Below are 21,865 nucleotides of genomic sequence, written 5' to 3' on the forward strand. Positions count from 1 at the left end.
CCCCGGCCGCCCCCCCCCCCCCCCCCCCCCCCCCCCCCGCCCCCCCCCCCCCCGGCCCCCCCCCCCCCCCCCCCCCCCCGCACCCCGCCCTTCCGGTCGAAGGGGTTCCGTCCCGGGCTCAGCCCTGCCGCTCCGGTGGCCGCACCGACTGCCGTACGACGACGTGGGTGCCCAGAACCAGGTGGGCCCCGTCGCCGCCCCGGCGGCCGGCGCCGCCGCCCTCGCGCCGGTCGGCCACGGCACGCAGGGCGACGCGGCCCATCTCCTCGTACGGCACGTGCACGGTGCTCAGTTTCGGGGTCAGCTGGGAGGCCAGCGGTATGTCGTCGTAGCCGACGACCGAAACGTCCTCGGGCACCCGCAACCCGGCCGAGCGCAGGGCCTGCATGGCGCCGGCGGCGACCACGTCGGTACCCGCGAGGATCGCCGTGAAGAGCGACCCGTTCCTCAGGACGGACTCGACCGCCCGCAGACCGTGCTCGAACTCGTAGGGTCCGTGGTGCACCATGTCCGGCGGGAACGGCACGCCGTAGGCCTCGAACGCCCGCCGTGCCCCGTTCAGGCGGCCCTGCGCGGTGGTGAGTTCGGCCGGGCCCGGCAGCACGAGGACACGTCGGTGACCCGCCGACAGCAGGTGACTGGCCATGGCGTAGGCGCCGCCCTCGTTGTCGTAGTCGACCGTCGTCGCCGGGACGTCACCCTCCAGGGGAGGCCGGCCCACCAGGACGAGGTGCGAGCCCGCCGCGTCCAGGGAGCGGGCGAACCGGGCCATGCGCAACTGGTATTCCTCGAAGTCGTAGGCCCCACCGAGCAGGACGACCGCGGCGACGCCCTGCTGGCGCATGAGGTTGACCAGCGCCAGTTCCCGTTCGGGGTCGTCGCCGGTGGTGCCGACCAGGGTCAGCCAGCCGCGCAGCGAGGCGGCACCCTCGACCCCCTTGGCCACATGGGCGAAGGCGGCGCCGGTGATGTGGTTGATGAGAATGGCCACCGTCGGCGTACCGCCGCCGGCGAGGGAGCGGGCGTGCGCGTTGGTGACGTAGTCCAGTTCCCGGACGACCTTCATGACCCGGCGGCGCAGATCGTCCGAGACCGGGTAGTTGCCGGACAGCACGCGCGAGACGCTGGCGACCGAGACACCCGCCCGCTCCGCGACGTCCCGGATGGTGGCCGGACCGGCGTCCGCCGACGCCTTGCGCTGACTCACCTTGCGGCTCCTTCACCGTAGCGGTTCCCTCACCGGGCGGACCGGGCAGCGGGCCCGCCGGTGCCGGAACCGTATCCCATCGTTTCTTCGCGCCGCCCCTGGCCGGTGCGCGGGGTTCACGCGACCCTGGCCAGGTCGCCGCGGCGAACCTCGCAGACCGGCGGGACGCCCGCCGCGAGCCGTTCGAGCTCCTCGACGGCCGTGCGGCCCAGGCGCTCCAGCTCGTTGCCGAGCGAACCCGCGATGTGAGGCGTCAGGAACACATTGGGCAGCGTGTACAGCGGGGAGTCCGCGGGCAGCGGCTCGGGCTCGGTGACGTCCAGGACCGCGCGGATCCGGCCGGAGACCAGCTCGTCGGTGAGGGCTTCGTGGTCGACCAGGGCGCCCCGGGAGGTGTTGATCAGCACTCCGCCGTCCGGGATGAGGGCCAGCCTGGCGCGGTCGAGCATGTGGTGGGTCTCGGGGATGTCGGGCGCGTGCAGACTGACGATGTCACTGCCGCGCAGGAGATCTTCCAGCGTCTTCGGCCGGGCGCCCAACGCGCCGGCCTCCACGGAGTCCACGTACGGGTCGTACAGCGAGACGGCGAACTCGAACGGCCGCAAGAGCTCCAGCAGCCTCCGGCCCACGCGTGAGGCGCCGATGACGCCCACCCGGCGGCCGACGTTGCCGATGCCGGTGGTCTCGGCCGGGGAGGGCGGCAGATGGGTGGCGCGGAAGCGGTCGCGGTGACCGAGGACGTCCTTGCCGGCCAGCAGGATCATGGCCAGTGTGTACTCCGCCACCGGCCGTGCGTTGGCGGCCACCGCGCTGGAGACGGTGACTCCCCGCTGCCACAGCGCGTCACCGACCAGGGAACGCACGGAACCGGCGGCGTGCAGCACGGCGCGCAGCCGGGGGGCGGCGGCCAGAACGGCCTCGTCGAGGCGGGGGCAGCCCCAGCCGGTGATCAGCACCTCCGTCTGTGCCAGCGCCCGGGCCGTGGCGGGGTCGGTGAAGTCCCGCACGACGAGCGACGCGTCTATCTGCGCGGTCCGCCGCAGGCGCTCCATCAGCGGAGGCGGAAACAGCAACGGGAGGTGCACGGGGTCCATGGCGAAGACGGCCCTGGGTCGCTGGGCTGTGGGCATGACGCTCCTGACGGAAGACAGCGCAGGGGTAACGTTTTCTGAAAGCGCCTTCCACCGTAGGGCTCGTCCGAGCGGCCGGTCAATCGACGGATTCGACCTCGCCGCCCCTGCCGCTCCCGTTCCCCGGCCCCTCTCGTCAGGGCCGTCGACCGAGCTCCACCCTCGTCCCGCGAGCCGTGGCCGCATCGCACTGCTCCCCATAACCCCTTGCTGACCTGCAATTTCACGCGGCCATGACGTGGTCGGCACCTCCGAGGCGCAGCTGCCACCGGTTACTCACCGGTTTCCCGAAAGTTGGTCAGAAGCCTTGACGTCACGCAGGAGCCGCTGGAAGCTCTGGCCGTCCCTCACGGAAATCGGTTGCTACCCATACAGCCGGTCGGACGGACACTTCCCGCACCTCCCGCGCTTCCCGCACCTCCCGCACCTCCCGCCATGAGCCGCTCCCCGAACGAAGGTGAGACATACATGCGTGCCCACGCCGGTGTCCCTCCCAGCCGTCGCCGGTTCCTCTCCCTGGCGGCCGGCGGTGCCGTCGGTGCGGCGACGCTGAGCGGTTGCGCGATGCGGGTGTCCACCGGCGTCAGCGGGCCCGGGGAGACCGTCACGCTGATGGTCAAGCCGGACGACATCTCCCCGGACCTGATCCGACAGGCCCAGAAGGACATCGGCGTCAAGATCGCCACGGTCCCGTACGACATCACCAAGCTGATCGCGATGATGACCAACGGCAGTCCGCCCGACCTGGTACGCGGTGTCGGTGCCACGGACGCGCCCTACTTCGCGGCGCGCGACGTGATGGAGGAACTGGACCCGTACTTCGCCCGGAGCAGCGTGCTCGATGTCACCGATCTGGACCCGGTGAACGATCTGTGGCGCTACGACGGACGGACCCAGGGCGAGGGCCCCCGCTACGGCATGGCGAAGGACTTCTCCCAGGACTCCATGTTCTGGTACAACACCGCACTGTTCGACCGGGCGGGGGTCGACCACCCGCCGGAGCTGGAACCGGTCACCTACGAGGAGTGGCTGGAGAACGCCAAGCGACTCACCCGGCGCAAGAACGGGCAGACCACCGTCTTCGGCGGCAGCTACAACGGCGTGAGCGCCCCCACCCTGCTGGCGAGTCTGACCGTGGCCGCCGGCGGGAGCATCTTCAGCGAGGACTTCACCCGCGTCGATTTCACCGCGCCCGCCGCCCGCAAGGCGCTGAACTGGTACGTCGAGTACGGAAGGACCGGGGTCGGGCCCAGTGTCCTCCAGCCCGACCCCAACGGCTGGGACGGTCCCACCTACCAGGCGAACCGGATGGCCATGTCGAACTCCGGTTACTGGCTGGGGGGTGTCATCAACGCCGACGCGAAGCTCGCACCGCTCTCCCGCCTCGCTCCCGCCCCTGTCTTCCAGGGCGGCCGACGGGTCAGTCCCTGTCAGGCGGGCACCGGCTTGTGGATGCCGCGCAAGGCCCGGAACAAGGACGCCGCATGGCGGGTCTTCGAGTGGTTCTTCGGCGAGGCACCGGCCAAGGCCCGCGCCACCGGTGGCTGGGGCATCCCCACACTGACGTCCCTGCGACCGCTGATGCCCGCCCAGGAGGCCCACCACAAACGCGTGCTGAAGGTGCAGGAGGCCGAGCTGAAGCACTTCTCGGTGATCGCCTTCACTCCCTACGCCACGGTGGACTCGCTCTCCGCCGTCTTCAACCGGTTCGCCCCGGCCGCCATGAGAGGCGAGATGTCCGTCGACACCCTCGCCCGCCACCTGAACTCGGCCATGAACGAGCAGCTCGAGCGGGGTAAGGAGCAGGTGGGATGACGGTCAGGCACACCACTTCCGCACCCGACCGGACAGGCCCCGCCCTGCACACCGGTCACCCGGCACCGTCCGTGAACCGCACCCCCCGGTCCTCGATGACCACGCGCAGGCACCGGGCGTTCTATCTGTTCGTCTCTCCCTGGCTCATCGGGTTCGTCCTGCTGACGATCGTCCCGATGGCCTATGCGTTGTGGCTGAGCCTCACCACGTTCGACGGCATCTCGCCCCATTGGCGCTACGTCGGTCTCGGCAACTACCGCGAGTTGTTCTCCGACTCCCAGACCTGGAGTGCTCTGGGCCGCACGGGTCTGTTCGCGGTGACCTCGGTGCCGTTGTCGATCGTCGCCGGGCTGGGGCTCGCGGTCCTGGTCAACCGGCCGCTCAAGGCACGCGGGGTGTTCCGCGCCCTGCTCTACCTGCCGGCCGTGATACCGCCCGTGGGCGCGGGCATCGCCTTCAAGCAGCTCTTCGACCAGAACTCCGGTGCCGCGAACGGCGTCCTGAACGTCTTCGGCATCGACGCGCTGGGCTGGCTCGCCGACCCCTACGCGCGCCATGTCCTGCTGATGACGGTGCTGTGGAGCGCCGGAAACATCATGATCATCTCGCTGGCCGGGCTCCAGGACGTGCCCCGCGAACTGCACGAGGCGGCCCGCATCGACGGCGCCGGCGCCTGGCGGACCTTCCGCAGCATCACGGTGCCGCTGCTCTCCCCCGTCCTGCTCTTCCAGACCGTGACGGGCGTGATCGCCTCGGTGCAGACCATCATGCCGCTGCTGCTGGCGCCGGGCGGCACCACGGCCGCCGTCACCGCGATCCCGCAGTCCAACTACCTCTACATGATGCACGTGTTCGCGGAGTACTTCGCCTTCGGCCGCTACGGCTACGCCTCCGCGCTGCTGTGGGTGCTCTTCGTCCTGATCCTCATCGCCACCGGACTCATCTTCAGGTTCACGTCCGGCGTGGTGTTCTACACCGTCGACCCGGAGGCGAAGAAGTGACCGCCACCAGCCCGACCGCTCCTCCCCCGGTACCCCGGGAGTCCCCGGCCGTCCCTGCCCCCGTGTCCGCCCCGGGCACCGCCTCGACGGTCCGGGTCCGGGGGTCCCGCCTGGTCCTCTACACGGTTCTCGTCGCGGTCACGGGACTGTTCCTCGGCCCCTTCGGATGGCTGGTCCTCTCCGGCCTGAAGACCCCGGCCGAACTGGCGGCCTCGCCCGTGCACTGGCTTCCCGCCGTCTTCCGATGGGACAACTTCACCGACGCCTACCGTCTGATCGACTTCCTCGGCTACGCCCGCAACTCCCTGATCATCGCCACGATCTACGCCACGCTCATCACCCTCAGCTCGGCCTGGGTCGGTTACGGCTTCGCCCGGCTGACCGCACCCGGCAAGAAGGTGCTCTTCGGCATTCTCATCGGCTCGATGATGCTGCCCCAGATGATCACCCTGCTGCCGACCTACCTGATCTTCGCCAGGCTCGGCATGGTCGACACCTACTGGCCGTGGGTGCTGTGGGGCCTGTCCGCTGCCCCCTATCTGGTCTTCCTCTTCCGGCAGTTCTTCGCCGGACTGCCCCGCGAACTGGAGGAGGCGGCGATCGTCGACGGCTGCGGCCATGCCGCGGTCTTCTGGCGGATCTTCCTGCCGCAGTCCTGGCCGGTTCTCTCCGCGAGCTTCATCATCGCCTTCACCTGGAGCTGGGGCGACTACATCGCCCCGCAGCTGCTGCTGTCGTCCGACCGCTCCACACTCGCCGTCGCCGTCATGAGCAGCTACGTCACCTCGGCCGGCACACCGGTCACCAACCTCCAGGCCGCCGCCTCGGTGATGTACGTCGTACCCATCCTGCTGATCTTCCTGGTCGCCCAGCGCGGGTTCGTCACCGGCATGTCGACCACGGGCCTCAAGTAACGCCGCCGCTCACCCGGCACCCCCCGCCCCTTCGCCGATCGGAGTTCCGCATGAGCACGCCCCTGACCCGTCGTACGGCCCTCCAGGCGGCCGGCGCCACCGCGCTCGCCGCCGGTTTCACCCACCTCACGGCCACGGCGGCCGACGCGCAGGAGTCCTCGGGCGGCCGGCACCGGCTGGTGACGTATCCCGTACCGGCCGGCGCACCGGTCAAGACCGACAGCTTCACCGTCAAGGTCCGTACCCCCGGCCGTCGTTGGCAGACGCTCGGCGTGTACCGGCCCACCCTCGCCGAGATCGACCCCGCCACGGGCAGAAAGAAGCAGTTCGACTCCTCCCTCGCCTGCTTCGACTTCTCCGGCGAGGTCGAGGTCGAGGTGACGTACATCAAGGGCGGCGTGCGGAAGGTGCGGGTGCGCCCGGACTCGTACGGCATCACCCCGGAGGTGCGCGCCGACACGCTGCGGTTCCGGCTGGACCGGCCGCGGAAGGTCGTCGTGCAGATCAACGACGACCTCTTCGACTGCCTCCACCTGTTCGCCCGTGCGGTCGAGCCGCGGCGGCCGAGGGAGAACGACCCCGACGTCCTCTACTTCGGCCCCGGCGTCCACACCACCCCCGACGGATTCCTCGACGTGCCCTCCGGCAAGACCGTGTACGTCCACGGCGGCGCCGTTCTCAAGGCGACGGTCCGTTTCAAGGACGTACGGAACGCCCGGCTCGCCGGCCGCGGCGTGCTCGCCGGCACCGCGGCGGGCGGAGTGCTCGTCGAGGGCTCGTCGAACGTCTCCGTCGACGGCCTGACCATGCTCAACCCGAACGGCTACGCGGTCCAGGTCGGCCAGTCCACCGACGTCACCCTCAAGGACATGGCGGCCTTCAGCTCCAAGGGCTGGGGCGACGGCATCGACGTCTTCTCCAGCACCGACGTCCTGATCGACGGCGTCTTCCTGCGCACCTCCGACGACTGCGTCGCGATCTACACCCACCGCTGGGAGTACTACGGCGACACCCGCAACATCACCGTGCGCAACTCCACCCTCTGGGCGGACGTCGCCCACCCGGTCAACGTGGGCACGCACGGCAACACGGACGCCCCCGAGGTCCTGGAGAACCTCGTCTTCCAGAACCTCGACATCTGCGACCACCGCGAACCCCAGATGGGCTACCAGGGGTGCATCGCCCTCAACGCCGGTGACAGCAACCTGATCAGGAACGTGCGGGTCGACGGGGTCCGTGTCGAGGACTTCCGCTGGGGCCAGCTCATCCACATGCGGGTCATGTACAACACGAAGTACAACACCTCGGTCGGCCGCGGTATCGAGAACGTCCACGTCAAGGACCTCTCCTACACCGGCAAGCCGCTCGCGACCTGCATGCTGCTCGGCTACGACGCCGACCACCCGGTCAAGAACGTCACCTTCGAGAACCTCGTCGTCAACGGCACGGTCGTCGCGGACTCGATGAAGAAACCGGCCTGGTACCTCACCACCGACTTCGTCCCGATGCACGTCAACGAGCACGTGACGAACCTGAGGTTCCTCACCACCGCCGAGGCCGAGGCGGCCGCCGCGTCATGAGCGTCCCGTCGACCACCCGCCGCGGCTTCCTCGGCGGCACCGCCGCCCTGCTGCTGGCGTCGGGCGCGAGCGGACTGCTCGCACCCGGCCCGGCCCGGGCCGCCGGCGGGGAGGCCCGTTCCCGGTCCTTCACCCATCCCGGCCTGCTGCACACCGCCGCCGACCTCGCCCGGACGAAGGCGGCGGTCGCCGCCGAGGAGTCACCCGTCCACGACGGCTACCTGGCCCTCGCGGCCCACAGCCGCTCCAGGGCGACGTACACCGTCCGCAACACCGGACAGGTCACCTCCTGGGGCCGCGGCCCCGGCGACCACATGAACGAGGCCGTCAGCGACTCGGCCGCCGCCTACCAGAACGCCCTCATGTGGTGTGTCACCGGACAGCGGGCGCACGCCGACAAGGCCCGCGACATCCTCGACGCCTGGTCCGCGTCCCTGACCACGATCACCGGCGCCGACGGACCGCTCGGCGCCGGGCTCCAGGCCTTCAAGTTCGTCAACGCGGCCGAACTGCTGCGCCACAGCGGCTACGACGGCTGGGCGGCGGCGGACATCGCCCGCTGCGAACGGTCCTTCCTGGACGTCTGGTATCCGGCGGTGTCGGGCTACACGCTCTACGCCAACGGCAACTGGGACCTCGCCGCGATCCAGACGATCCTGGCCATCGGCGTCTTCTGCGAGGAGCGCGCCCTCTTCGAGGACGCCCTGCGCTACGCCGCCGCCGGTGCGGGCAACGGCAGCGTCCGCCACCGCGTCGTCACCGACGCCGGCCAGGGCCAGGAGTCCGGCCGCGACCAGGGGCACGAGCAGCTGGCCGTCGGCCTGATGGGCGACGTCGCCCAGGTCGCCTGGAACCAGGGCGTCGACCTGTGGGGCTTCGACGGCAACCGCATCCTCGCGGGCGCCGAGTACGCCGTCCGCTACAACCTCGGCGGCGACGTCCCCTTCGCCCCCGACCTCGACCGCACCGGCAAGTACATCAAGACGGCCGTGTCGCAGAAGGGCCGCGGCACCCTGCCTCCGGCCTACGAGATGTACTACGCCCACTACGCCGGTGTCCGCGGCCTCGACACCCCGCACCTCCGGGCCGCCGTCTTCCGCGGCGCCGACGGCGCCCGCGTCGTCGAGGCGGGCAACGACGACCTCCCCGGATTCGGCACCTTCGCCCACGCCGGGACCGAGGCCCCCGCCCCGACGGTGCCCACGGCTCCCGCCGGGGTCACGGCGGTGGGCGGCGACCGCGAGGTCACGGTGGCCTGGCTGCCGTCCGCGGGAGCGACGACGTACACCGTCCACCGGGCCGACCGGCCCGAAGGGCCCTACACGGAGGTCACCTCGGGGCTGGACGGGCCGACGTACACGGACACCCGCCCACCACGTCCCGGCCGGACCTGCTACTACACGGTGGTCGCCGCCAACTCCCTGGGGAGGGGGCCCGGTTCGAGTCCGGTCGCCGCGTCCGCGGGCCTCCCCCGCCCCTGGGCCGGCCGCGACCTCGGCCCGGTGCGGATCCCGGGTTCCGCCGTCTTCGACGGTGAGCGCTTCGTGCTGGAGGCGAGCGGCAGGGCCGACGGCCACCACCTGGTGTACCTGCCGCTGCGCGGCGACGGCACCGTCTCCGCGCGGGTCGTGTTCCCGCTCAGCTCCCAGTACGCCAAGACCGGTGTCACCCTCCGCGGCTCGCTCGCCCCGGACGCCGCGCACGCCTCGATGCTGATCCAGGGACTGCCGCTGCACACCTGGAGCGGCGTGTGGACCGTACGCCCGGAAGCCGGCGCGACCGTCTCCGCGACCGGCAGCACGCCCGTGCCGCCGTCCCAGCAGCGGGCGATCACGGTGGAGGCGTCCTTCCCGATCTCCGACCTGGGTGCCCTGCCCGCATCCGCGACCCCCATCGAGGCCCCGTACGTCGAGGGCGCGGGCGACGGCTACCGGCTGCGGGCGCCGTACTGGGTCCGGGTGACCCGCAGGGGCCGCCGCTGCACCGGGGCCATCTCCCCGGACGGCGTCCGCTGGACCGAGGTCGGCACCAGCGAGGTCGATCTCGGCCGCACCGTGTACGCGGGCCTCGTCCTCAGCTCCTGCCTGGGCGTCGACGAGGAGTACGCCGAGACCGGCACCGGGGCCTTCGACAACGTCACCGTGGAGTCCGCGACCGGTGAGATCTGGTCGGTGCCCCGTCCCGCCCGCACCCCGATCGGCCTGCGCGCCACCACCGGTGCCGACGCCGTCGAGCTGGCCTGGACCGACCCGGACCTCGCCGCCCGGTTCACGGTGCTGCGCGCCACGGCCGCCGGCGGACCCTTCCGGACGCTCGCGACCGACGTCGGCCCCGTCGGCTTCGGCACCCGGGTCAGGTACGCCGACGCGACCGGCAGACCGGGGACGACGTACCACTACGCCGTCGCGAAGACGAACCGCTCCGGCCCCGGTCCCCGCTCGGCGTCCGTGTCCGCCCGCATGCCCCGTCCGGCCGTCCCCGCGCTCGGCTCCGCCACGACGGTGTTCGCGAACAAGGGCGTCGCCTTCCGCCATCTCCTGCGCGCCACGCACGAGCCCGTCGGGTACACCGCCCACGGCCTGCCCGGCGGTCTGAGCGTCGACAGGCGCACCGGACTGATCTCCGGCACCCCCACGCGCACCGGTGAGTTCACGGTCATGACGACGGCGGGGAACACGGCCGGCACCGGCGCCGGCACCCTCGTCCTCACGGTCGGCACACCCCCGCCCGCCCCCTGGACGTACGGCGACCTGGGCGACGTGGTCCTGGACGACCGCGCCCTCGCCACCCTGGGCGTGGTCGCCGTCCGCACACCCGGCAGTACGGCGTACGAGGACGGGACCTTCGTGGTGCGGGGCGCCGGGACCGACCTCAACGTCAACAACCAGGGCATGACGGGCCAGTTCGTACGGCGCCTGGTCACCGGCGACTGCGAGGTCACCGCCCGGCTGCGCTCCCGGACCGGTGCGACCGACGACCGGGTCGGTCTGCTGATGACCAAGTCCCTCAACCCGTTCGACCAGGCGGCCGGGGCCATCGTCACCGGCGGCACCACCGCCCAGCTGATGCTGCGCCCGACGGTGGCCGGGAAGTCGGCCTTCACCGGCAACGCCGCGGTCACCACCCCCTGTCTGCTGCGGCTCAGGCGCACCGGGAACGCCTTCACCGCCCACGCCTCCACCGATGACGGCGTCACCTGGACCGCGCTGGCCTCCGGCGAGGTCCCCGGGTTCGGTACCGCCCCCCACTACGTGGGCCTCGTGGTCTGCTCCCGCAGTCCCCTGGTCCACAGCACCACCAGGTTCGAAAGGGTGAGCATCACCCGGAACTGACGTTCACAGGATGGGAGACGCACAGCGATGAGCCGCACTTCCCCCCGCACGAGCCACAGCCGCGCGCTGAGCCGCCGCGGCCTGCTGACGGCCGCCGGCGCTCTCGCCGCCGCGGCCGGCGCGGGTGCCGCCTTCACCAACGCCGCGGGCGCAGCTCCCCTGGCCTTCACCCACCCGGGCATGCTGCACAACGCCGGAGACATCAACCGCGCCAGGCTCCGCGTCGCCGCCGGCACGGACCCCTGGCGGTCCGGCTGGAACAAGCTGACCGCCAACCCGCACGCGCAGTCCACCTGGACACCCCGGGCGACTGCGACGATCATCCGCGGCGGAACCGGTCAGAACTACTCGCTCCTCTCCAACGACATCGCCGCCGCCTACCAGAACGCCCTTCGCTGGCGGGTCGGGGGCACCGAGGCCAACGCCCGGTGCGCCGCCGGCATCCTCAACGCCTGGTCGTCGACCCTCACGACCGTCACCGGCAACGCGGACCGGTTCCTCGCCGCCGGCATCTACGGCTGGCAACTCGCCAACGCGGCCGAACTCCTGCGGGACCACCCCGCGTTCGACCTGGCGTCCTTCCAGGAGATGATGGCCGACGTCTTCTACCCGCTCAACAACCAGTTCCTCACCCGGCACAACGATGCCTGCGTCACCAACTACTGGGCCAACTGGGACCTGTGCAACATGGCCTCGGTCCTGGCCATCGGCATTCTCAACGAGGACCGCGCCAAGTACGACCAGGCCGTCGCGTACTTCAGGTCCGGCGCCGGCAACGGATCCATCACACACGCCGTCCCGTACCTGCACACCGACTCCGACGGCTACGCCCTCGGACAGTGGCAGGAGTCCGGCCGCGACCAGGGCCACACCGTGATGGGCATGGGTCAGATGGGCGCCTTCTGCGAGATGGCCTGGAACCAGGGCGACGACCTGTACGGCTACGACGGCAACCGGTTCATGAAGGCCGCCCAGTACGTCGCCAAGTACAACCTGGGCCAGGAAGTGCCGTTCACCACGTACACCTGGGGCACCGGCCAGAACTGCGCCCGGCAGTCCCACACCGTCGTCTCGTCGGCGAGCCGCGGCCAGGCGCGCCCCGTGTGGGCGATGCTCCACTACCACTACAACCGGCGTAAGTACCTCGACGACAAGTACATCTCCCGGATGTGCTTCTCGGTCGCCCCCGAGGGCGGAGGAGGTGACTACGGCTCCGCCAGCGGCGGCTACGACCAGCTCGGCTTCGGCACGCTGATGTACGCCAAGTAGGCGCCCGCGGGCAAGCGCGCTCCCACGGCGTCGAACCCCGTTCGACTCCGGGGCGTGAGAAGCTGCGGGACGCTGGTGCTGCTACGGCGTCGGGGCCTGTGCGGCCGAGGGAACGCACGGTCCAGCAGGGCGTTCAGTGCGACGCGGCCCTCCAGTCGGGCGAGGCCGGGACCGGAAGCCGGGCGTGGCGGACGTGCCGGCATCCTGACCGGCGCCGGCCTCGCCCGTGCCGCCACCGGGCAAGGGCCGTCTCCACGACGGCCCTTCACCTCGTTTCCGCTCTTGTCAGCCCCGCTACGGATCAGGCGTTCGCGTCCATGAACAGGTCCTGATAGCGCTCGCGCAGCTCGGCCTTCTGCACCTTGCCCATCACGTTGCGCGGCAGCGCCTCGACGACGCGCACGGCGCGCGGGTGCTTGAACCGGGCGAGGTCGCCGGCGATGAACTCCAGCAGTTCGGTCTCCTGGGGCTCCTGGCCCGGCGCCGGGACGACGACGGCCACGACCGTCTCCCCGAAGTCCGGGTGCGGGACACCGATCACGGCGGACTCCAGCACCGTGGGGTGGGCGTCGAGCAGTTCCTCGATCTCCTTCGGGTAGATGTTGCAGCCGCCGGAGATCACCAGGTCCTTGCTCCGGCCGACGATGCACAGATAGCCGTCCTCGTCGATGCGGCCCAGGTCACCGGTGATGAAGAAGCCGTCCGCGCGGAACTCGGCGGCCGTCTTCTCGGGCAGTTGCCAGTACCCGCTGAAGACGTTGGGGCCACGGACCTCGATGCTGCCGACCTCACCGTCGGGCAGCGCCTGTCCGGTCTCACCGTCCACCACCCTGATCTCCGTGCCGGGCAGCGGCTTGCCGACGGTGCCCGGCTTGCGCGGGCCGCCCTCGTACGGGTTGGTGGTGTTCATACCGGTCTCGGTCATCCCGTAGCGCTCCAGGATGGCGTGGCCCGTACGGGCCTCGAAGGCCTCGTGGTCGCTCGCGAGCAGCGGGGCCGAGCCGGAGACGAACAGCCGCATCGAAGCGCAGGTCTCCGGGGTGAGCCGGTCGTTCCTCACCATCCGGGTGTAGAACGTGGGGACGCCCATGAGCACCGTGGCCCGGGGCAGCAGGTCCACGACCGTCTCCACGTCGAACTTCGGCAGGTAGTACATGGAGGCACCGGCCGCCAGGGTCATGTTCACGGCGACGAAGAGCCCGTGGACGTGGAAGATCGGCAGGGCGTGGATCAGCCGGTCCTGGTCGGTGAATTGCCAGGCGTCCAGCAGCACCCGGCAGTTGGAGGCGAGGTTGCGGTGGGTCAGCACCGCGCCCTTGGAGCGTCCGGTGGTGCCGGAGGTGTAGAGGATCGCCGCCGGGTCGTCGGCCGACGCGTCGACGACCTCGTCGTGTCGGCCGTCGCCCTCCAGCAGGGTGCCGTCGCCCTCGGTGCCGAGGGTCTCGACGACGAGGCCCTCCCCTTCGCGGTGCGCGTGGTCGGCCCGCCGCTCCGGGGAGCAGACCAACACACGCGGCCGGGCGTCGCCGACGAAGTACTCCGTCTCCGCACCGGTGTACGCGGTGTTGAGCGGCAGGAAGACGCCGCCGACCTGCAACGTCGCCAGATACAGCGCGATGACCTCCGGGGATTTTTCCACCTGCATGGCGACCCGGTCACCGGGGGTGACACCGTCGGCGACGAGCCGGGCGGCGGTCCGCCCCACGGTCCGCGCCATCTCGCGGTAGGTGATCCGCCGGCCGTCGGGCAGTTCGAGGAGCGCCTTGTCCGGCTGCCGCTCCACCTGCTCGGCGAAGGACCGGCAGATGGTGGTGAAGGGTGGCGTCATCAGGGGGTGTTCCTCTCTCGTCGATCGTGTGAGGCGGTGGAGGCGTCCCCGGCACGGGGTACCTCCGCGGCCTCGGGGAAGGCGTCGCGCAGCGGTCCGCCGAGGGCGACGGCGCCGCGGCGGACGAAGTCCTCGTGCCGGCGCTCCAGCTGCCCCGGCTCGTAGCGGTAGCCGATCATCTCGCCGTACGGCTCCGCCGGACTTCGGCCAAGTTGTTCGCCGACCGGCCCGGCTGCCGGGCGGCGCCGTCGCCCGGGTGGAAGCGGGTGACCGGACCGAGGGGGCGTCCGTCCGCGCGCCGCTCGACCGCGACGCACCGGGCCAGGAGGGAAGGAGCCGGGCACGGACCCGTTCGACGTCCACCGCACCGAGGTCCGCCGGCACCTGAGCCACTCCCGGACACCGGGGAGCGACCGTGTTCGCCGGAGAACCCGTGGCAAGGGCCTGGTCCTTCTACGGCCGCCTTCGGCAAGGGAGTGGCGTCGCTCACCGTATGGACTCCGTCCTGGTTCGCATGCAGGGTGATCAACGGGCCAGGCACTACGTTGCCAGGCGCACCGCCGAAGGCATGTCCACCGAGGACCTCACCCGGTGCCCGAAGAGGTCCGTCACCCGCGAGGCCCGTCGCGCTTCTGCACGGTGGACGGCTGGGGCACGACCGCCCTCGGCGGGCGCCCCGTTCAGCTGCTGGAGGCCCGCGCCGGGCGTCTCCGATCACCGCAGCGTCTCACGACGCGCGCCCGTCGGCTCACCGGCCGGGCAGGGGCCGCCGCCGCTTCGCCACGGCCGAAGGACAGGGCAGTCGGCCGTCCCCGCCGACGGGGCCCCGGGGCCGGGCCTCGGATCACCCCGGTCCGAAGCCGACGGCTCCCAAGCGCCTTGGCCGTCGCGCCATTCGCGGGGAGGGTCATCCCGTAGGCGGCCCGGAACACCCGGCTGAAATGCGCGACGCTGGTGAAGCCCCATCGATGCGCCACTGCGGCGATCGTGGCGCTCTTCGCACGGCACGCCAGGTCGCGCCGGCACTCCGCCAGACGGCGCCGCTGGATCCACCGGCCGACGGTGACGTCTTCGCCCTCGAACAACTTGTGCAGATAGCGCAGCGATATGTGATGGGCACGGGCGATGGCCTGGGGAGTCGGATCGGGGTCTGCGAGATGACGGCCGATGAAGGCCTGGATGCGCAGCAGCAGCGTCTGGTTCCCGCCGGACGTTCCCGCTCTCGGCCGGCCGAGAGCCTCGTGGGCCGGCACGCCCAGCAGGTCCACGACGTTACGGGCCATCAGCTCGCCGGTGCGGGGCGGGTAGGATCCCGCGCCGTCCACGAGCCCGGCCGGAAAGGGTGACAACAGACCGCCGAGCGGCGTGTCGGGGCCGAGCGGGGAGGCCGTGATCCGAGCCATGTCGGACTCGCTCGGCCCCAGAACGTCTCTCGGCAGGACGAGGGACTGGGTCCGGAAGGACCTGGGCGGATGCAGCCGGACCGGGCGCGCCGTGTCGTGGACGAAGACGGCCCCCGGCTCGAGGAGCGCTTCACGGCCGTCCTGTTCCAGTCGGGTGGCTCCTCGCTCCAGCAGCGTGACGACCGCGTACTCGTCTTCGCCGCCCTGCGCGAGGAATCGGCGCGTTCGCAGGGCGGACGGGCAGACGCCGTCCATGGTGACGGTCTGGAGCCTGCCGAGCGCTGCTGTACGGACGGTGCCGGAGAACACCTCGTCGGAGACGGCCGTGTCCACGGCGCCGACCGGCAGGCCGTGCGGTCGTCCCAGTTCGCCGATGCCGCGCGCGGGGACCTGCGCGCGGTCGTGCACGAGGTGCCGCCTCTGGACGAGGCGGCGGCCCACCGCGAGATGGACGCGGGGAAGGTGTTCGGCAGAGTCGTGCTGACACCCTGAGCCGGGCAGGGCGGCGACGACGCCGTGGGTGCGGGTGGCTGTGACGTCGTGGACTCGCCGGACGACGCGGACGAGGACGGAAGCACCGTGCGGCGGCCAGGGTTCCTTCGGTGCCCTCACGCGGGGGGCGGCGCCGGGCCGGGCACCGGAGTGCCGTGCCGGGACGTCAGCAGGGCTCGGCGTCGGGGATCACGTGCATCGCCGCCTCCTCCGCCGACGCACCGGCCCCGTCCAGCCCCACGTCGGACGCGTACAGGTCGGACTCGGTGTTCTCGTGACCGCCTTCGTCCGGCGCGACGAGCCGGCCCGCGCGTGCGTCACCGGCCTCGTCGTCGATCAACGCTCCGTCCGTGCCCCAGAGGTCGCCGGTCCCGTCGCCCTCGGGGACGCCGATGTCGGGCACCTCCTCCGGGAGGCGCTCGTCCAGGCTCTCCCCTCGCCACCGCTCCGACGCCGTGGCACCGGTGTGCTCCACGCCCCACTGTTTCTCGGGAGGCGAGCAGCCCTCGTCCAGTGCCTCGTCGCCGGCCCGGTGGTCCAGGGTGTCCGACGCGTCCAGCAGCCCCGCGTCGTCCTGCACCTCGGACCCGTCCGGCCACCCCGGTGGTGGCCGCTTCGCCGCGGTGGTGTGTCGCTCCGGTCGCGGGGTCAGGTGCCGTCGCCCGGTCTGAACGGGCTCACCCGGGGCACCGACGCCTTGCCCGTGTTGGAGACCTCGCCACCCGTCCAGCGCACCGGGATCCAGGCCGTCTCGTCGGGCGGCGTGAGGCGCAGAGCCGTCGGTGTCACGGTGGTGACACCGGTGATCGCCGGATCGGTGTACGTCATCGCCGACCAGGCGCTGGCTCCGGGAGCGAGCGTCACGGTCCGCTGTTCCTGGTCTGTGGCCCGTTCGGGGTCCGGGGTGACCGCCTCGCCTTCGCCGTTGACGAACGCCACTCCGGGAAAGCCGTGCACCGTGCAGGTGCGGCGGGATCCGTTGGTCACGACGACGGCGAAGTTCGACTGGCCGGCGCCGGGATGGCCGGTTCCGACGGACGCCCGCAGTTCGGAGGTGTGGCAGCGGCGCCCCACCGCTGGTGCGGCGGAGCCCGAGGACGGCGTTCCGGCACCGGGGGACGTGCCCGGGGCCGGTTCACCGGGCGGGCTGGGGGTGTCGGCGCCGGCGGGTCCGGTGGCGGTCTCCGCCGGTGACGACGAGCCGGGCGCGGTCGGACCGGCTCCCGCTCCCGCGGTGCCGTCCGCGTTCTGGCCGGTGCACCCGGCCAGTACGGTGCAGCAGAGGAGGGCGCCGGGCAGGAGCAGGCGGTGTTTCATGCCGTTCTCCTTGGTCACTGACGCCTCAGCAGGTACTTGTGCTGCCCGGCCAGCACGAGTTCGCCGCGCTGGTTGTGGACGGTCGCGGCCGTGGTCACGACGCCGTTGTCGCCTTGTGGTTCCAGACCGGTGATGGTGAGCGCCGGGTACAGCGTGTCCCCGGAGTGCACCTCGCCGAGGAAGGTGCAGGCGAGTTCGAGGAAGCTGATGAACACCTCCCCGATGACATGCGGGAAGAGGGTGGCGCCGGGGGCGGTGAAGGCGAGGACCTGCAGGCCGTGGACGACCGGCGCGGGGTGACCGTGCCTGCGTGCCCACTCGGCGTCGTAGTGCACGGGGTGGTTGTCGGCGGAGACCGTCTGGAAGGCCGCGGCGTGGGCGTCCGTCAGGGTGCGGCTGGGCGCTCGGAAGACCTCGCCCACGCGCAGGTCCTCGAACGTCCGGGCCGGCACGACCTGGAACGCCTCGGGGTCGAAGGGAACCGGTGCGGTCGTCACCGGGTCCGTGGACGGCTGGGTCATCGGACTGTCCTCTCGTGGGGGTGTCGTTCCCGGGTGGGCGGTACGGGCCGGCTCACTTGCCCGGGGTGATGCGGGCGGCGAGGAGGTTGGGGTCGTCGTTGGTGAAGTAGGCGCCGCTGGCGATGTAGGCGGTGGTGCCCCGCACGGCGAGCGAGGTCGGGTTCTGAAGTCCGTCGGCGCCGGTGAGCACGACCTCGTGCCGACCGTCGGGCTCGACCAGGGCGATCTCGTTGTCCGCGTTGATCGCGGCCAGGAGCGTGTCACCGTGGCCGGTGAAGGCGAAGTCGTCGATGTCGACCAGGCCGGTGGCGCGGGTCTCGACGGGTCCGGCGTTCCCGTGCCGGACGACTGGGACACGGAGCACGGTTCCCTTGTCCAGGTTGGACACCCATACGCCGCCGTCGTGCACCTTGATGCCGTTGGCTCCCAGGAATCCGGCGGCCGCCAGTTCGGGCGCGGTGGCCCAACGGGTGGGTGTGCCCCCGCTGACGGGAATCCGCCAGATGGTGCCGAGGACCGAGTCGGCGGCGTACAGCTGGTGTTCGTGCCGGTCGATGGCCAGGCCGTTGGGCAGGCCGCTCGCCGGGAGCGCGGCGATGCGCTGCGGGGTGCCGCCGGGACGCAGGCGCCACAGGCCGGTCAGGTCGCTGCTGCCGGTGGCGTACAGGAAGTACAGGGTTCCGTCGTGGGTGCGGACGATGCCGCCGAGGAAGGGTGACGAGAGGGCGGGGGTGGTGGAACCGGCCGGCGGTTCGGGCAGGGTGGCGAGGACGCGCACCGTGCCGTCGGGACTGATGCGTGCGACCTGGCGGCTGTAGGCGAAGGTGACGACGGCGCCGCCGCCGGGTTCCAGGGTGATGTTCTCCGGTCGCTGTCCGCCCGCGAGGTCCAGGTGTGCCACGAAGCGCGCGCTCGTCGCAGGCCGGGCGGTCGCCGTGGTTGCGGGGACGGTCGCGATCACGGCGACGGCGGCCGCCACGGCGGAGGCCGAGAGGGCGGTGCGCGTCCTCGTCAGGAATCTGGGCATGGGAGTTCTTCCTTCTTTCTCTTCGGTCACAAAGGGAGGGGGTGTCCGGTCCGACGGCGCGTCAGTGACGTCAGGGCTGCCGGGGAGGCCGCCCTGCCCTTCCGCGCCCCGGTGTCCATCTGTCCGTGCTCGCGTCGGAGTCAGCCGTTCCAGTCGGTGAGGAAGTCCAGGAGTTCCCGGTTGACGACGTCGGGGCGCTCCTCCTGGCACAGATGGCCGCACTGGGCGATCGGCACTCCACGGACGTCGCGGGCCATCCCCCTCCACACGTCGAGGACGTCGTAGGCCTGTCCGACGGCACTGAAGTCCTCGCCCCACAGGGTCAGTACGGGGCAGTCGATCAGCCGGTCGGCGTCCTCCTGGTCCTGGGCGACGTCCTGAGGTGCCGCCCGGTAGTCCATGCAGGACCCCCGTACGGCACCGGGCTGCTGGTAGGCGCGCACGTAGACCGCGATCTCGTCGGAGGTGAGCGTCTCCGGGTCGTAGGACCAGCTGCGGTAGAAGTGGGTGAGCCAGGTCTCCTCACGGCCGGCGATCAGCGCCTCGGGCAGGTCGGGCACGCCGAGGAAGGTGAAGAACCAGTAGCCCTGCCGGGCGAGGGCCACGTCGTAGGTCTCGGCGATGACGCGGGTGGGGATGTTGTCCATGGCCACGAACCGGTCGATGCGCTCGGGGTGGTCCTTGGCGAACCGGGTGCCGACGCGGGCGCCGCGGTCGTGGCCGACCAGGGCGATCCGCTCGTGCCCGAGGTGGTCCATCAGCGCGACGACGTCGTTGGCCATGGTCCGCTTGTCGTAGCCGGAGGCGGGTTTGTCCGTGTCGCCGTAGCCGCGGAGGTCCGGCGCGATCACGGTGAACCGCTCCGCGAGCACGGGGATCTGCTTGCGCCAGCCGTACCAGGTCTGGGGGAAGCCGTGCAGCAGGTAGACCGGCGGGCCCTGGCCCGCGCTCACCCAGTGCTGCCTGATGCCGTTGAGTACGGCGGTGTGGTGCGTGATGCCTGTGAGGTCTGACATGACGATGCCCGTTCGGAAGGGGGAGGGTGGACGAGAGGCCGCCGGGCGGGAGGGGAACGGTGTGGGCCGTCGTCCGCTCAAGGGCGCGGGATGGTGCGGGTGTTCGCCCGGGCGAGGTGGACCATGCGTCCGACGCCTCCCGCCAGGACGGTGCGGCTCGTCGACAGCGCGAAGCCGGTGATCTGTTCGGTGGTGATCTTCGACGGGGTCGCGAGGGCGTCGGGGTCGGTGACCACGTCGAGCCAGTGCGAGCCCGTCGTGGGCGAAGGCGGCGCGCAGGACCTCGCGCACCTCCGAGGGATTCTCCACCCGGATGCCCCGTGCGCCGGCGGCGAAGGCCGCGCCCTCTTCGTGCCGGACCTGCACCCACTCCAGGGAGTCATGCCGTCCGACCGCGTCGACGAAGGGGTCCAGACTGTCGCCGACGACGCCGTACAGGCGGCGGACGCCGGCCGGCCCGTGCGAGGAGGTCGACGTACTGCTCGGCTGTGGACTGTCCGGCCATGGTGCTCCTCAGGTGGTCGCTCACGGGGCCGCGGCAAGGCTATGGGGACGTCGAGCGGGCCAGTTGTTTCTCCGCGCACCGCGCAGAGCCCGGCAGCGCACTGATCGTGACGCGGCGCGGCCCGTCCGTCGCGGCCGGGGGGGGGGGGGGGGGGGGGGGGCCCGGGGGCCCCCCCCCCCCCCCCCCGCCGGCGTCCGGATCAGTGCTGGTCGCCGTCGCCGTCGTCAGGCGCCAGCAGCACGGCGGTACGGCCCCGGTGAGCGACGGCGTCGCTGACCCGGGGGTTGATGAGCGCTTCGAGCGTCCCGCGGTGGTGGGGGCTGAGGATCAGGAGGTCGGCCTGCCGTTCCCTGGCGGTGGAGGAGATGGTGGTGGCGATCGCCGTCGTCAGCGCTCTGGTGACGGTGCCCTCGGCCGTGACGCCTGCCTCACGCAGCCGGGCAAGGGCGTCGTCGAGGATGGCCCTGGCTTCCGCGTCGTCCTCCAGGGAGACCACGGCGGCGATCGTCGCCGTGGAAGGGGCGACGTGCAGAACACTGATCTCGGCCCCGGTCAGTCGGGCCATGTCACCGGCAAGGCGTATGACGGAGTGGCGGGCAGGACTGGAATCGACAGCGACGAGAATGCTCTTGAACATGACATTTGTCCTTTTCGTGAATATGCGTCGAGGGCCGTGCCGGGGGGCGCCCGGCCGCCACCGTCCGGAGCCGGCGTGACGGGCGGGCGGCCTGCCGTGCCCGACGTTCTCTCCGGCACAGAGGATCCCGGAGATCACCGCTCATGCGGGTCCGGGACGGCGAGAAGTGCCTCCCTGGGCAAAACTTCGTGCGTTCCTCGTCAAGATCCCGAGCCGTCGGCTCCTAGGGTCAGAAAAGGAATTACGCTTCGCCACTTTTTCGAGGGCCGATCATGGAAGAACGTCTCGGCACGGTCACGCGCCCGGTGACGGCACACGTCAGTGCTCCGAAGGCGCCGCCGTTGCCGGTGCCGGCGGAACTGCAGTACGGGATCACCGATCCCTATGCCGTCCGGCTTTCCCTCGGGTCATCGACCGGACCGCCCGTCACCTGGTCCTTTGCCCGCGAACTACTCACCGAAGGACTGAGACGCCCCACCGGCCCCGGCGATGTGCTGGTGATTCCCGGGCACTGCCACCGTCCCCACTCCCTGCGCATCGTTCTGAGAAATCCGGCCGGCACGGCACTGGTCGAAATAGCGGACACGGAGGTGACCGCATTTCTTCAGCAGGCCTTCGCCCTGGTACCCGCCGGAACGGAAAGCGACCACCTGGACATCGACGGCGCCATAACCGCGCTCATGGGCGGAAGCCACCGGCCGCAGCCCTGATCTCCCTGACGAACTCACCATTGAAAGGACTTCCCAGTGCACCCGAGGAACACGGCGCCGAGCACACAGTTCGGCATCTTCACCGTCGGCGACGTCACCCCGGACCCGACCACGGGCCGGACGCCGACCGAGCGTGAGCGCATCAAGGCCATGGTCGCCAT

The 21,865-nt window shown here is 71.4% G+C and carries 19 protein-coding genes and 2 pseudogenes; 8 read left to right on the top strand and 13 right to left on the bottom strand.

Annotation, left to right across the window (positions count from 1 at the left end):
* Positions 1-118: 118 nt before the first annotated feature.
* Together ACIRFH_RS09910 and ACIRFH_RS09915 are read right to left on the bottom strand one after the other, a co-directional pair.
* Positions 119-1,207: a LacI family DNA-binding transcriptional regulator gene (locus ACIRFH_RS09910; RefSeq protein ID WP_403518660.1), complete on the bottom strand. Its 1,089-nt coding sequence runs from the start codon at positions 1,205-1,207 to the stop codon at positions 119-121.
* 116 nt (positions 1,208-1,323) lie between these two features.
* Entirely contained in the window at positions 1,324-2,337 is a 1,014-nt protein-coding gene (locus tag ACIRFH_RS09915) for a hydroxyacid dehydrogenase (protein ID WP_403518662.1), read from the bottom strand.
* 468 nt (positions 2,338-2,805) lie between these two features.
* Between ACIRFH_RS09915 and ACIRFH_RS09920 the strand changes: the two genes are divergently transcribed.
* From ACIRFH_RS09920 to ACIRFH_RS09945, 6 genes are all read left to right on the top strand, one after another.
* Positions 2,806-4,152, top strand: a complete 1,347-nt coding sequence (locus ACIRFH_RS09920) for an extracellular solute-binding protein (RefSeq protein ID WP_403518664.1) — start codon at positions 2,806-2,808, stop codon at positions 4,150-4,152.
* On the top strand, positions 4,149-5,153 hold the full coding sequence (locus tag ACIRFH_RS09925; protein WP_403518666.1) for a carbohydrate ABC transporter permease: 1,005 nt from the start codon (positions 4,149-4,151) through the stop codon (positions 5,151-5,153). Before ACIRFH_RS09920 ends, ACIRFH_RS09925 begins: the two co-directional genes overlap by 4 nt.
* Before the next feature lie 62 nt (positions 5,154-5,215).
* Positions 5,216-6,067 carry a carbohydrate ABC transporter permease gene (locus tag ACIRFH_RS09930; RefSeq protein ID WP_403518668.1) on the top strand — a complete coding sequence of 284 codons (852 nt, stop codon included), beginning with the start codon at positions 5,216-5,218 and terminating at the stop codon, positions 6,065-6,067.
* A 50-nt stretch (positions 6,068-6,117) separates the two neighbouring features.
* Positions 6,118-7,647 carry a glycosyl hydrolase family 28 protein gene (locus tag ACIRFH_RS09935; RefSeq protein WP_403518670.1) on the top strand — a complete coding sequence of 510 codons (1,530 nt, stop codon included), beginning with the start codon at positions 6,118-6,120 and terminating at the stop codon, positions 7,645-7,647.
* Positions 7,644-10,979, top strand: coding sequence for an alginate lyase family protein (locus tag ACIRFH_RS09940; protein ID WP_403518672.1), 3,336 nt, complete (start codon positions 7,644-7,646; stop codon positions 10,977-10,979). The genes ACIRFH_RS09935 and ACIRFH_RS09940 overlap by 4 nt, the downstream gene beginning before the upstream one ends.
* 27 nt (positions 10,980-11,006) lie before the next feature.
* Positions 11,007-12,248: an alginate lyase family protein gene (locus ACIRFH_RS09945; RefSeq protein ID WP_403518674.1), complete on the top strand. Its 1,242-nt coding sequence runs from the start codon at positions 11,007-11,009 to the stop codon at positions 12,246-12,248.
* Between the two features lie 301 nt (positions 12,249-12,549).
* Here ACIRFH_RS09945 and ACIRFH_RS09950 read toward each other — a convergent pair whose 3' ends face one another.
* From ACIRFH_RS09950 to ACIRFH_RS09960, 3 genes are all read right to left on the bottom strand, one after another.
* On the bottom strand, positions 12,550-14,076 hold the full coding sequence (locus tag ACIRFH_RS09950; protein ID WP_403518676.1) for an AMP-binding protein: 1,527 nt from the start codon (positions 14,074-14,076) through the stop codon (positions 12,550-12,552).
* Positions 14,076-14,255 (bottom strand): hypothetical protein, encoded by a 180-nt coding sequence (locus tag ACIRFH_RS09955; protein WP_403518678.1) that lies wholly within the window; start codon positions 14,253-14,255, stop codon positions 14,076-14,078. Before ACIRFH_RS09955 ends, ACIRFH_RS09950 begins: the two co-directional genes overlap by 1 nt.
* Before the next feature lie 501 nt (positions 14,256-14,756).
* Positions 14,757-15,812 carry a helix-turn-helix domain-containing protein gene (locus tag ACIRFH_RS09960; RefSeq protein WP_403518711.1) on the bottom strand — a complete coding sequence of 352 codons (1,056 nt, stop codon included), beginning with the start codon at positions 15,810-15,812 and terminating at the stop codon, positions 14,757-14,759.
* Here ACIRFH_RS09960 and ACIRFH_RS09965 point away from each other — a divergent pair.
* A pseudogene (locus ACIRFH_RS09965) lies at positions 15,807-15,971 on the top strand (NADPH:quinone reductase); the annotation flags it as partial. The gene ACIRFH_RS09960 and the pseudogene ACIRFH_RS09965 overlap by 6 nt on opposite strands.
* Positions 15,972-16,137: 166 nt before the next feature.
* Here ACIRFH_RS09965 and ACIRFH_RS09970 read toward each other — a convergent pair.
* From ACIRFH_RS09970 to ACIRFH_RS10005, 8 genes and pseudogenes are all read right to left on the bottom strand, one after another.
* Positions 16,138-16,551 (bottom strand): DUF5709 domain-containing protein, encoded by a 414-nt coding sequence (locus ACIRFH_RS09970; protein ID WP_403518680.1) that lies wholly within the window; start codon positions 16,549-16,551, stop codon positions 16,138-16,140.
* A gap of 68 nt (positions 16,552-16,619) precedes the next feature.
* Positions 16,620-17,288, bottom strand: a complete 669-nt coding sequence (locus ACIRFH_RS09975; protein ID WP_403518682.1) for a DUF4232 domain-containing protein — start codon at positions 17,286-17,288, stop codon at positions 16,620-16,622.
* Positions 17,289-17,302: 14 nt separating this feature from the next.
* On the bottom strand, positions 17,303-17,809 hold the full coding sequence (locus ACIRFH_RS09980; RefSeq protein ID WP_403518684.1) for a MaoC family dehydratase: 507 nt from the start codon (positions 17,807-17,809) through the stop codon (positions 17,303-17,305).
* Positions 17,810-17,861: 52 nt separating this feature from the next.
* The gene (locus ACIRFH_RS09985; RefSeq protein ID WP_403518686.1) at positions 17,862-18,836 is read right to left on the bottom strand and encodes an SMP-30/gluconolactonase/LRE family protein; all 975 of its coding nucleotides are present in this window, start codon (positions 18,834-18,836) and stop codon (positions 17,862-17,864) included.
* A 140-nt stretch (positions 18,837-18,976) separates the two neighbouring features.
* Positions 18,977-19,852 (bottom strand): alpha/beta fold hydrolase, encoded by an 876-nt coding sequence (locus tag ACIRFH_RS09990; protein WP_403518712.1) that lies wholly within the window; start codon positions 19,850-19,852, stop codon positions 18,977-18,979.
* Between the two features lie 77 nt (positions 19,853-19,929).
* Positions 19,930-20,088: a hypothetical protein gene (locus ACIRFH_RS09995; RefSeq protein WP_403518714.1), complete on the bottom strand. Its 159-nt coding sequence runs from the start codon at positions 20,086-20,088 to the stop codon at positions 19,930-19,932.
* Positions 20,089-20,173: 85 nt separating this feature from the next.
* Positions 20,174-20,357: pseudogene (locus tag ACIRFH_RS10000) on the bottom strand (thiamine pyrophosphate-binding protein); the annotation flags it as partial.
* Between the two features lie 199 nt (positions 20,358-20,556).
* Complete coding sequence (locus tag ACIRFH_RS10005) at positions 20,557-20,994, bottom strand: universal stress protein (RefSeq protein ID WP_403518688.1); 438 nt, start codon at positions 20,992-20,994, stop codon at positions 20,557-20,559.
* Between the two features lie 272 nt (positions 20,995-21,266).
* Between ACIRFH_RS10005 and ACIRFH_RS10010 the strand changes: the two genes are divergently transcribed.
* Positions 21,267-21,704 carry an SsgA family sporulation/cell division regulator gene (locus ACIRFH_RS10010; RefSeq protein ID WP_403518690.1) on the top strand — a complete coding sequence of 146 codons (438 nt, stop codon included), beginning with the start codon at positions 21,267-21,269 and terminating at the stop codon, positions 21,702-21,704.
* Positions 21,705-21,865 lie beyond the last annotated feature (161 nt).

Origin of the sequence: Streptomyces sp. NPDC093586 (genome assembly GCF_044764905.1) — a bacterium.
GTDB lineage: Bacteria > Actinomycetota > Actinomycetes > Streptomycetales > Streptomycetaceae > Streptomyces.

Excerpts from the sequence above, each read along its gene's own strand:
- ACIRFH_RS10010 (WP_403518690.1), top strand. The coding sequence starts at position 21,267 with ATGGAAGAACGTCTCGGCACGGTCACGCGCCCGGTGACGGCACACGTC.
- ACIRFH_RS09940 (WP_403518672.1), top strand. The coding sequence starts at position 7,644 with ATGAGCGTCCCGTCGACCACCCGCCGCGGCTTCCTCGGCGGCACCGCC.
- ACIRFH_RS09955 (WP_403518678.1), bottom strand. The coding sequence starts at position 14,255 with ATGATCGGCTACCGCTACGAGCCGGGGCAGCTGGAGCGCCGGCACGAG.
- ACIRFH_RS09985 (WP_403518686.1), bottom strand. The coding sequence starts at position 18,836 with ATGCCCAGATTCCTGACGAGGACGCGCACCGCCCTCTCGGCCTCCGCC.
- ACIRFH_RS09975 (WP_403518682.1), bottom strand. The coding sequence starts at position 17,288 with ATGAAACACCGCCTGCTCCTGCCCGGCGCCCTCCTCTGCTGCACCGTA.
- ACIRFH_RS09945 (WP_403518674.1), top strand. The coding sequence starts at position 11,007 with ATGAGCCGCACTTCCCCCCGCACGAGCCACAGCCGCGCGCTGAGCCGC.
- ACIRFH_RS09990 (WP_403518712.1), bottom strand. The coding sequence starts at position 19,852 with ATGTCAGACCTCACAGGCATCACGCACCACACCGCCGTACTCAACGGC.
- ACIRFH_RS09925 (WP_403518666.1), top strand. The coding sequence starts at position 4,149 with ATGACGGTCAGGCACACCACTTCCGCACCCGACCGGACAGGCCCCGCC.
- ACIRFH_RS09920 (WP_403518664.1), top strand. The coding sequence starts at position 2,806 with ATGCGTGCCCACGCCGGTGTCCCTCCCAGCCGTCGCCGGTTCCTCTCC.
- ACIRFH_RS09950 (WP_403518676.1), bottom strand. The coding sequence starts at position 14,076 with ATGACGCCACCCTTCACCACCATCTGCCGGTCCTTCGCCGAGCAGGTG.
- ACIRFH_RS09980 (WP_403518684.1), bottom strand. The coding sequence starts at position 17,809 with ATGACCCAGCCGTCCACGGACCCGGTGACGACCGCACCGGTTCCCTTC.
- ACIRFH_RS09915 (WP_403518662.1), bottom strand. The coding sequence starts at position 2,337 with ATGCCCACAGCCCAGCGACCCAGGGCCGTCTTCGCCATGGACCCCGTG.
- ACIRFH_RS09935 (WP_403518670.1), top strand. The coding sequence starts at position 6,118 with ATGAGCACGCCCCTGACCCGTCGTACGGCCCTCCAGGCGGCCGGCGCC.
- ACIRFH_RS10005 (WP_403518688.1), bottom strand. The coding sequence starts at position 20,994 with ATGTTCAAGAGCATTCTCGTCGCTGTCGATTCCAGTCCTGCCCGCCAC.